Source organism: Pantoea sp. ME81 (genome assembly GCF_903970985.1).
GTDB lineage: Bacteria > Pseudomonadota > Gammaproteobacteria > Enterobacterales > Enterobacteriaceae > Pantoea > Pantoea communis.
The window spans coordinates 1-10,297 of record NZ_CAJCKS010000170.1; the positions used below are offsets into that span (position 1 = coordinate 1).

Annotated in this window: 11 protein-coding genes; 5 read left to right on the top strand and 6 right to left on the bottom strand. The window is 53.9% G+C overall.

The annotated features are described in order from the left end of the window. Positions 1 to 375: membrane dipeptidase (locus H7A81_RS22280; RefSeq protein ID WP_182058750.1), on the bottom strand; the 375-nt coding region annotated here is incomplete at its 3' end. A gap of 79 nt (positions 376 to 454) precedes the next feature. After that, positions 455 to 1,387, bottom strand: coding sequence for an ABC transporter substrate-binding protein (locus H7A81_RS22285; protein WP_182058751.1), 933 nt, complete (start codon positions 1,385 to 1,387; stop codon positions 455 to 457). A 299-nt stretch (positions 1,388 to 1,686) separates the two neighbouring features. Between H7A81_RS22285 and leuA the strand changes: the two genes are divergently transcribed. Next, positions 1,687 to 3,372 (top strand): 2-isopropylmalate synthase, encoded by a 1,686-nt coding sequence (gene leuA, locus H7A81_RS22290; RefSeq protein WP_182058752.1) that lies wholly within the window; start codon positions 1,687 to 1,689, stop codon positions 3,370 to 3,372. Here leuA and H7A81_RS22295 read toward each other — a convergent pair. Both H7A81_RS22295 and H7A81_RS22300 read right to left on the bottom strand, forming a co-directional pair. After that, positions 3,323 to 4,105 (bottom strand): helix-turn-helix transcriptional regulator, encoded by a 783-nt coding sequence (locus H7A81_RS22295; protein ID WP_182058753.1) that lies wholly within the window; start codon positions 4,103 to 4,105, stop codon positions 3,323 to 3,325. The two genes, leuA and H7A81_RS22295, sit on opposite strands and share 50 nt — an antisense overlap. Continuing rightward, a complete protein-coding gene (locus H7A81_RS22300; RefSeq protein WP_182058754.1) occupies positions 4,106 to 4,969 on the bottom strand; it encodes an NAD(P)-dependent oxidoreductase in 864 nt (287 codons plus the stop codon). It abuts the gene before it with no gap. Between the two features lie 300 nt (positions 4,970 to 5,269). Here H7A81_RS22300 and H7A81_RS22305 point away from each other — a divergent pair, with 300 nt between their 5' ends. The 4 genes from H7A81_RS22305 (at position 5,270) to pqqU (ending at position 9,165) form a co-directional block, all read left to right on the top strand. Next, positions 5,270 to 5,887: a TetR/AcrR family transcriptional regulator gene (locus H7A81_RS22305; protein ID WP_034827323.1), complete on the top strand. Its 618-nt coding sequence runs from the start codon at positions 5,270 to 5,272 to the stop codon at positions 5,885 to 5,887. Between the two features lie 90 nt (positions 5,888 to 5,977). Next, the gene (locus H7A81_RS22310) at positions 5,978 to 6,217 is read left to right on the top strand and encodes a hypothetical protein (RefSeq protein WP_052127499.1); all 240 of its coding nucleotides are present in this window, start codon (positions 5,978 to 5,980) and stop codon (positions 6,215 to 6,217) included. Between the two features lie 278 nt (positions 6,218 to 6,495). Beyond that, positions 6,496 to 6,702 (top strand): DUF3606 domain-containing protein, encoded by a 207-nt coding sequence (locus H7A81_RS22315; protein ID WP_072017020.1) that lies wholly within the window; start codon positions 6,496 to 6,498, stop codon positions 6,700 to 6,702. A gap of 336 nt (positions 6,703 to 7,038) precedes the next feature. Then, positions 7,039 to 9,165: a TonB-dependent receptor PqqU gene (gene pqqU, locus H7A81_RS22320; protein WP_182058755.1), complete on the top strand. Its 2,127-nt coding sequence runs from the start codon at positions 7,039 to 7,041 to the stop codon at positions 9,163 to 9,165. A gap of 110 nt (positions 9,166 to 9,275) precedes the next feature. On the opposite strand, the gene H7A81_RS22325 is transcribed toward pqqU, so the two are convergent. After that, positions 9,276 to 9,830 carry an isochorismatase family protein gene (locus H7A81_RS22325; RefSeq protein WP_034827326.1) on the bottom strand — a complete coding sequence of 185 codons (555 nt, stop codon included), beginning with the start codon at positions 9,828 to 9,830 and terminating at the stop codon, positions 9,276 to 9,278. Between the two features lie 17 nt (positions 9,831 to 9,847). Continuing rightward, positions 9,848 to 10,273: a MarR family winged helix-turn-helix transcriptional regulator gene (locus H7A81_RS22330; protein ID WP_182058756.1), complete on the bottom strand. Its 426-nt coding sequence runs from the start codon at positions 10,271 to 10,273 to the stop codon at positions 9,848 to 9,850. Positions 10,274 to 10,297: the final 24 nt, after the last annotated feature.

Here is a 10,297-nt window from a genome sequence, read left to right on the forward strand (position 1 = left end):
CGGCCCCTCTTTCCCCACCCGACCCTCCTCCGATCTATCGTGGCGACAGCTGGCAATATCCGCCGCCGTCAGGCATAGACGGGCGCGCCCGCCGGACTGCGCTGCCAGCGTCTTGAGGATGTCGAGTTGCTGCCAGAGAATATCCAGCGGCTGCCACTGCTCGTTTGCACGTTGCGGCGCGACCTCATTGATGTAACGCTGCGGCGGGACAAACAGTGCAAAGAGCCCACCGGCAAAACCACCCTGCTGTATACGAGGAAAATCCAGATGCCCTTTCTCAATGCCAGAAAAAAAGGCGCCAGCGGGATCGTCACGATGATGCAGCCACAGATTAAGCAGCAGGTCGTTATGACCATCGAAGGTTTTAAATAACATAGGGGATCACACAACGAGATAATATAGGCGCTATGCTACTCGCGCCCGGTTGATTCGCCAAACAAAGGGGCACAAAGCGTTAGTTCTGTGCAACCTTTAGGCCATGATAAAAGGTGGGTTTGACATCGAGACGCTGCTTGATCAGACCCTGTTTTTGATAAAAATCGGCGGTGTCCTGCTGCTGCGCAATAGTGGCATCATCGATGGCTTGCCAATGCGACTTGCGCCGCGCAAAGGACTTCGCAGCGGCTTCTTTTGGGAAGCCGATAATTTTTGCCAGCGTGGTGGAGTACGCATCAACATGGCTGTTCGCCCAGCGATCTGCCGCCGCCAGACGATTAACGTAATCCTGCAGCGCCGCGCGTTTGGCATCATCTTTAAGGGCCGCATCGGTGGCCGCGAGGAAACTGTTGCCGCTGGAGAGGCCAACGCCATTGATCAGCACACGTCCAGTATGGGTGACTTCCGCTAGCGCGGTATAAGGATCCCAGGTAGACCAGGCATCCACTGAACCGTTGGCTAATGCGATGCGCGCATCGGCGGGCGTCAGGAAACGAAAGTTGACGTCTTTATCGGTTAAACCGGCCTTTTCCAGTGCTTTTAACGCTTCAAAATGACCAATTGAGCCGCGCCCGGTGGCAATATTTTTGCCTTTCAGATCGGCCACGGTTTTGATCGCTGAATCCGGGCTCACCAACACCGCTAAACCTGCGGGTACGGATTTGCTCACTGCCACCGCTTTCACCTGCGAACCCGCCGCCAGCGAGAACAGCAGCGGCGCGTCACCGATAATCCCCGCATCGACGGCGCCTGCATTCAGCGCCTCCGCCAGCGGTGCCGCTGCCGGGAACTCCGCCCATTCGATTTTATAATTGAGATTATTGAGCTGCTGCGCCGCTTCCATCTCGGCATGCATATTGCCCTTCTGGTCGGCAATGCGCAGTGTGACGGTTTCCGCCGCAGCGGTTCCACTGGCAAGCATCACTAACAGGGCTAAAGCTTTTCTTTTCATTCTATTTTCTCTTATAGCGCAAAACCCCAGACTACCCTGTTGTGCTAAAAGCCCAGATGCCGATTTCGTCTGAGGAAAATCATCCTGCGCATAAGCAGTACAACGCTTTTGGCCGTCGATTCTCATCATCCCACATTTGTTGTGAACGGTTGGGATAGCGAGGGTTCACAGAATGTGGGCCCGGCTGCTGCGGCAACTTCGCAACGAAATGTCAGTTACGCAATGTAGCTTGTCAGTTATGCGTGAGCAGCGTGCGGCGATGTGGTCCAGACTGAGTACAGACCCATAAGGAGAACCTCATGCTGAACCACCCTGCTGAAAAATACCGCCCCTTCCCGGTGATCGATTTACCCGACCGTCAGTGGCCATCGCGCCAGCTCACCCAGGCACCGCGCTGGCTTTCCACCGATCTGCGCGACGGCAACCAGGCGCTGGCTACGCCCATGGACAGCGCCCGCAAGCTCGAGTTTTGGCAGTTGTTACTGCGCTGCGGCTTCAAAGAGATTGAAGTGGCGTTTCCTGCCGCCTCGCAAACCGATTTCGACTTTGTACGCCTGCTGATTGAGCAGAATCATATTCCACAGGGCGTGGCGATTCAGGTGCTGACGCAAGCGCGTAGCGACCTGATCGAGCGTACCTTTGAAGCGTTGCGTGGTGCACCGCAGGCGATTATTCATATGTACAACGCCACTGCGCCGTTGTTCCGCGAGCGCGTGTTCCGTCAAAGTAAGGCAGAAATCATTGAGCTGGCCTGCGCCGGGGCACGGCAAATCCGCGCCCAATGTGAAGCACAAAACGACACCGCATGGACCTTCCAGTATTCACCTGAAACGTTCTGCTTTACCGAACCTGAATTCGCGCTGGAGATTTGTGAAGCAGTCGCAGCGATCTGGCAGCCGAGTCCGGAGCGCCCGATGATTATCAACCTGCCCGCTACGGTGGAAGTGAATACCCCGAACGTCTATGCGGATCAGATCGAGTATTTCTGCCGACATTTTAGCCAGCGATCGCAGGTGGCGATTTGCGTGCATCCGCACAACGATCGCGGCACCGGCGTGGCCTGCGCCGAACTGGCGATACTGGCCGGAGCCGATCGCGTTGAAGGCTGCTTGTTCGGTAATGGTGAGCGCACCGGCAATGTCGATATCGTGACGCTGGCGCTCAATTTGTATACTCAGGGCGTGGCACCGGAACTCGATTTCAGCGATATCCAGCAGGTGCTGGAAGTGGTGACCCGTTGTAACCAGTTGCCGGTGCATCCGCGCCATCCGTACGCTGGTGAGCTGGTGTTTACCGCGTTTTCGGGTTCGCATCAGGATGCGATTCGTAAAGGCTTTGCCGAACGCAATGAGCGTCAGGAAGCGATCTGGCAAATGCCGTATCTGCCACTTGATCCGATCGATATCGGTTGCAGCTACGAAGCGGTGATTCGCGTCAACAGTCAGTCGGGTAAAGGCGGAGCGGCCTGGCTACTGGAGCAAAACCATGGACTGCAGTTACCGCGTGGGTTGCAGCAAGACTTCAGCCGCATTGTGCAGCAGCAAACCGATGCTCACGGCCAGGAGATGACCCATCACGCGTTATGGCAGCTGTTCTGTCAGCATTACGGCTTAACCCAGCCTGCGCGGCGTTTGCTGGAAGCGGAAAGCCACAGTGATGAGAAAGGGGAAACGCGGTTTAAAGCGCGCCTGCAGGATGGCGGACAAACGCTGACGCTGGAAGGTAAAGGCAACGGGCTGCTGTCGGCGGCGGTCGCGGCACTGCGTCAGCGCTATGATTTGGCGATTAGCATTGAGGATTATCACGAGCATACGCTGGGTAAACGCAGTGACAGCCGCTCTGTTACCTATATTAGCTGTACCAATGCACGCGGCGAACGTGCCTGGGGTGTGGGCATCGATAATGATGTGACACGCGCCTCATTACAGGCGCTACTCAACGCAGCCCACGCTTTTCTGCCGCAGGAAAGTAGTTCGCCGGTGTAACGCCGAGCACGCGGCGGAACATCGCACTGAAGGCGCTCGGGCTGTCATAACCGAGTTCGAGCGCCACCGTTAACACCGTTTCGCCCTGCGCAAGCCGCGCCAACGCCACGCTGAGACGTGCGCGGCGCACCCAGTCGCTGAACTGCAAGCCGGTTTCGCGGTTAAAATGCCGCGCCAGCGTGCGTTCAGCGACACAGAGTTCGCTGGCCGCTCTCGCGAGTGTCCAGCTCTCGCCCGGTTGCTGATGAATTTGCTGGCACAGTGCACGCATCCTCTCACTCTCCGGCCACGGCAGGCCGAAGGGCAGCACATCCATTACGCGGATTTCATCGAGGATCAATTCATAGATGCGTTCGGCACGACTGCCAGAAGCGTATTGATCCGGCAATGCCAGAGCACTGACGATCAGCTCACGCAGCAGCGGGGAAATCTGCACCACCTGACAGCTGGCAGGCAAATCCGCCCGCGCCAGCGGATCGACAAACAGCGTGCGGGCCGCCACCGATCCCACAATATGCAGCGCATGCTCCGTGCCCGCAGGTAACCACACGCCACGACTTGGCGGCACAATCCAGCTGCCCTGCCGGGTTTCGACTTTCACTACGCCGCTCAAGGTATGGATCAGCTGCGCACAATCGTGGTGATGCCATGACTCAGCATCACCGTGCACATAATCGTGCGCATAAGGCACCAGCGGACGAAAGCTGAAATCGAAGTTGAGCCGCTGACTCATTTAGCGTTTCAGGTACTGGTAGACCGCCGCCAGGTCCTGCTCGCCGTAACCGGCATCGACCGCTTGCTGCCAGACGTCAACGATGTTCTCCAGCGCGGGCAGCTTGCTATCACCTGCGGCATCCAGCGCCAGTCTGGCATCTTTCAATGCCCACACCAGATGCATCTGCGGGGTGTAATCACCACTGGCGATCATCCCGAGTTTCATTTTGGCGTACGGTGCCGCCAGCGGACCGCCCTCCAGCACTTTCCACAGATCGTCGGTGCTGAAACCAAACTGCTCCGCCAGGCGAGTACTCTCCGCCAGACTTTGCATCAGGCCAATCAGCCAGCTGTTCACCACCAGTTTCATACGTGAACTGGCACCCGCTTCACCCAGCCAATGTGTGCCTTTACCAATCGCGGCAAACACCTGCTCTGCGGCCTGCGCTTTACTTTGATCGCCGCTGGCCATCACCAGAATCTGCGCATTTTCGGCAGGCGCTTTGGTACCGGAAACCGGCGCATCGATAAAGAGCACATCCGGACGTGCGTGTTGCAGGTCGGCAATCAGCGCATCAGTCGCTTCCACGCCAATAGTCCCCATCTGGCAGACGGTCGCGCCCTGCTTCAATGCACGGCTTGCTTCGGTCAGCGTCTGACGCGTGGTGTCGCCGTCAGACAGCATGGCGATCACCACATCTGCGCCTTCCACCGCCTGTGCCGCGCTGTCGCTAAGCTGCAAACCAGCATCCAGCAGGTTTTCACCTTTGGCACGAGTGCGATTCCAGCCACGCACCACGAACCCTTTTTTCAGTAAGTTGGCGGCAAAAGCGTGCCCCATTGCGCCTAAACCTAATACCGCGACAACCGGTTGCTGACTCATCTTGATTCCCTTTTATGCATTCAGACAAAACAGTCAGACTGACAGAAATTTCTGCGCGCAGCCAGGCGAGAGGTGCGCCGAAAGGCATTTTTTAATCTCAACCCCGACAAGACACAGTGGTAATCAGCATGCTTTTAAACAGCACTGGGGGCTTCCTGGCGAGGAGGATGGGATAACGATTTACCGGGTTAATTTTATCATTGCGGCAATGACACAAGAATTCGTATTCATCGCTATTCGATTATTGGAAAAAGTTCGCATATGATAAATGGGAAACTAACACTCTATAAATAATTACCGATGTCATCAGAAAACCAAAGCTTAAAAGTCACTCGAGAACGTGGAAGACCCCGAGTCTTCGATATGGACGACGTTTTAGATAAAGCAATGATAGTATTCAGAAAGAAAGGTTATCACGCTTCATCAATAGCCGACCTGGGCGAAGCCATGAGTTTAACGGCTGGAAGTATATATAAGGCGTTTACTGATAAGCGCACCCTTTTTTTGCGGGTATTTGAACGCTACATTGCCCTCCGTAATGCCGATTTACGTCAGCGGTTGCAACATTTCCCGGATGGCAGATCGCGGATTGAGGAATTACTGCAATTTTATTTAGACTCTGCGGTTGAGATTGAAGGGCGTAGAGGTTGTTTGGTTGTTGGGAGCACGGTTGAACTGCAAACGCTGGATGAAGAACTTTCAGAGTTAGTCAGGCAGGCCGTGTTACGTAATCAAAACTTTCTCGTTTCGCTTATTATTGAAGGCCAGAAAGACGGATCTATTTCCTCTCAACTGGATGCTGAAACTGCGGCAGGCTTATTGCTGTGCGTGGCATTCGGCATGCGTGTGGTAGGTAAAGTTCAGGATGTGACTAATGGGAAAAAAACCATTACTATGGTGATGAAGGTTCTGGAATAATTCATTTACCATATTAGGAAATAATCACTTCCTAATTAAATTTAATCATAGCGCTCTCCTGAACGCCTGTGATCCCTAAGAGGAATTGATATGTGCATCAATGATGCAGCGAAGAATCACAGAATGGCTATGGAGCAGGATGTGGCACCTCCGAAAGATATTTCAGAAGAGGAAGCCCTGGGGCGCGTTGTGGGCGAAATTTTAAGCGCGGGAAAAACGCTCAGTCGTAAAACACTGTGTTTTGAATTGCTCAAAAAGCTGGATGAAGCTGAAGAATCATCAGTTAAAAGGCACTATTCAAATATTTTTAAGAAATTATTGTCTTGTTAGCTTATAAATAAAAAGCGCATCCGTTTGATTGCTTTTAATATCTCTATTTTGAGCAATCATCGTTGCGTGTCGCCGACATCCTTTTTGTATTCGATAACATCATGAGCCAGTGCTTGCCGTTACGCTTATTCTTCTCGTTTCTGTATAAGAAACATCCCAATCATGGCTAAAACAAAGTAATAGGGAATAATCTGCTTTCCCCAGCGCAGAAAAAAAACAAAATCACCTCCTCATCCGATAAGAATTAATTATGTGTTTAAGTCATGAGGATAATAAAAATGAAAGACCCTATACAGCGTCGCATCCCGTCAAATTTGTCGCGCATTGAATTATCTGAACAGTGGCAAATCACTTACTGGACGCTCACTCTGCATACGACTCAGGAAAGACTTACCCGGGCGGTGCGAGAAGTAGGATCAGAGACCGAAGCTGTTCGCCGATGGCTCACTGAGCATCCTCCTGCCCGACAACCTCAGTCTTATTAAGGTGATAGGCCATCGTCATGACACTGGCGGGATAGACGCATAAGGACAACGTGAGCGCAGTTTCACTATCGTTATGGCTTATGAATCCATCCGGCAGCCGCTCAGTCGTTTGCGTTGTCCCTGTTCAGCCCATTGCCAACAAAATAGCCATGAGTCAACGGCCTTTACGCAGCAAACGTCACAGCCCTCTCCCTGCCTGAGGTATAAAACGCTAATAACAGCATTTATTTAATATCATGCGTGAAAATGTAATACCATTTATCGGCAAAACTATTAACATATGCGCGATTAATGTTCCATTTGGTTCATTCCACGTCTTTTATACGGTCTTTCATAATGAAAATTGCTTTACTGCGACAGGCACCGTTGCTGATGCTGCCTGCATTATTCCCTTTGCAATTGATGGCGGCGGATAATGCCAGCAATACCATGGTCGTCAGTGCCGCGCCCGCGGGCACCGGTTTGTCAGAGCTGGATACGCCCGCGGCGGTGAGTGTGGTGTCTGGCGAGGATATGCGTCATGCAGCACCACGCGTCAACCTCTCGGAAAACCTCGCCAGCGTGCCGGGCATGCAGATTCAGAACCGTCAAAATTATGCGCAGGATTTACAAATTTCCGTGCGCGGATTTGGCTCGCGATCAACCTTTGGCCTGCGCGGTATCCGCCTGTATGTCGACGGTATTCCCGCCACGATGCCAGATGGTCAGGGACAAACCTCAAATATCGACATTGGTTCGATTGATCACGTTGAAGTACTGCGCGGCCCCTTCTCAGCCCTGTACGGCAACTCGTCGGGCGGTGTCATTAATGTTGAAACCCAAACCGGTCAGCAACCCACCACGCTGGAAGCCAGCACCTGGTACGGTAGCTACGGCAGCTGGCGCAACAGCGTCAAAGCCAGCGGCGCGACCGGTGATGGCACGCACGCCGGTGACGTGAATTACACCGTGTCGGCCTCGCGCTTTACCACCCATGGCTATCGCGATCACAGCTCGGCAGAGAAAAACCTCGGTAACGCCAAACTCGGTGTGCGCATTGATGATGTCAGTACCCTGACGCTACTGTTTAACAGCGTTCACGTGGATGCGCAGGATCCCGGCGGTTTGACCGAGGCACAGTGGAAAGATAATCCGCGTCAGGTTGCCAGTAACGTAACGCTCTACAACGCGCGCAAAACCGTCGACCAAACGCAGGCTGGGCTGCACTATCAGCGCCAGATGAGCGAGAACGACGATCTCAGCGTGATGATGTACGCTGGTGAGCGTGAGACTACACAGTATCAATCGATCCCGGCTAGTGCGCAGATTAATACTAAAGGACATCCCGGCGGCGTGATCTCGCTGGCACGCCACTATCAGGGGATTGATACGCGCTGGACACATCGCGATACCGTGTTCACCCTTCCCGTGACGCTGACCGCCGGTCTCGACTATGAAACCATGACCGAGAAGCGTAAAGGCTATCAGAACTTCACCACCAGCAATGGCGTGACGGATTACGGCGTGCAGGGCGATATGCGCCGCAATGAACGCAACCTGATGTGGAACCTCGATCCTTATCTGCAAACGGCGTGGCAGTTCACCGATAAATGGTCACTGGATGCTGGTGTGCGTTTGAGCACGGTGAATTTCGACTCTAACGATTATTACGTCACTTCCAGCGATCCCGATGACAGCGGTAATCGCCGTTATCACCGCTGGCTGCCAGCCGCCTCACTGAAATATGCGATTGATAATAGCTGGAATGCCTATGTGTCTGCGGGCCGTGGCTTTGAAACGCCCACGCTAAATGAGTTGTCTTATCGCTCAGCCGATCAGTCTGGCCTGAACCTCAATCTGAAGCCGGCGACCAGCGATACGGTTGAGTTGGGCACTAAAAAGCGTATCGGTAACGGTTTAATTACCGCCGCCGTGTTCCAGACCGATACCAAAAACGAAATCGTCTCTGACAGCAGCTATGAGGGACGCACCAGCTATAAAAATGCCGGTGAAACTCGTCGTCGCGGACTGGAGTTGGGTCTGGATCAGGAGTTTGGTTATGACTGGCACCTGAAAGCGGCGTGGACCTTGCTGGATGCGCGCTATCGCTCTAACGCCTGCGGCACTGAAAGCTGTGACGGCAACCGTATTCCAGGCATCGCACGTAATATGGCCTATGCCGGGTTAGCCTATGCACCGGATCAAGGCTGGTATGCCGGCGGTGATGTGCGCTACATGAGCGACATTGCCGCTGACGATGAAAATGATGTTAAAGCACCCTCTTATACCGTATTTGGCCTGAACTCGGGTTATAAGTGGCTGGTGCAGAACTGGACGCTGGACTTGTTTGGTCGCGTGGATAACCTGTTTGACCGCACCTATGTGGGTTCAGTGATCGTCAATGAGAGCAACGGTCGCTATTACGAGCCGGCACCAGGACGCAACTACAGTGTAGGTCTGACGGTAAGTTATGCGTTTCAGTAACTGACATCGCGCCTGAAAAAAAGCCCTGCAACCTTATTCGGATTGCAGGGCTTTTTTTATGCCGTTTTGACAATGCGCATGCAGTGCATGAGCATGCCTGACCAGTCGTTTTACTTCAGCAGAGCCAGCACGTCGGTGGTTGAGCCGGTTTCGCCCAGACGCGGGAAGATACGCTCAACGCTGTTTTGGTGGGTATCAGCGTTCAGACAGGTCATCGCATCTGTTGCCAGCGTGACGTTGTAACCTAGCTCGTAAGCCTGACGCGCAGTGGATTCCACGCCAATGCTGGTGGCGATACCGCACACCACCACCTGAGTGATACCACGCTGCTGCAACTGATCGTGCAGATCCGTGTTGTGGAAACCACCCCAGGTCTTTTTCGTCACGGCAATCTCATCAGCTTTCAGCGCCATTTCCGGCACCAGCACAGCCCAGTCGGCTGGCAGTTCGCCACTGTGACGCGCCTGCTCGTTACGGCCTGGTGCGCCACCGGCGACATTCACTTTCACCACCGGCAGGTTTTTGCCATGAAACGCCTCAACCAGTTGTGCACAACGCTCAACCACGACATCGGCTGACAAAGGCGCAACAGGAAGGCGGACAATACCGTGCTGCAGGTCAATCACAATCAGGGCGGTTTTTGCGTCTAAGGTCGTTAAAGCCATGGGAATTCCTCTCAGGATTATTGGTCGGCAATACGTTGCAGTAAGGGAATAGCGGCCATTAAAATTTTCTGCTCCGCACTATTAAGCGTGGTTGCCATGCTCTGGAGTAGCCAGTCATCACGTTGTGCACGATTGGCAGCGATCAGCGTCAGGCAGCTTTCGGTCGGCAGATAGCGGGTTTTACGGCCGTCCAGCGGGTCGGCTTCGCCTTTCACTAACCCCTGCTCTTGCAAACTGGCAACGGTCGCACCCATCGACTGGCTGCGCACGCCTTCTAACCCGGCCAGTTCAGTTACCGTCATCGCGCCATCGCGCACCAGATAACCCAACACAGAAACCTGCGGCCAGGTAAGATCGCCCGGTGGGGCCGATTCGCGCAGACGTCGCGCCAGTTTGCCATTCACGCTGCGTAGAGTCGCAGCCGCGCTATTCAGGTCGCTCATGGCACCTTCTCCTTACTGATGAAG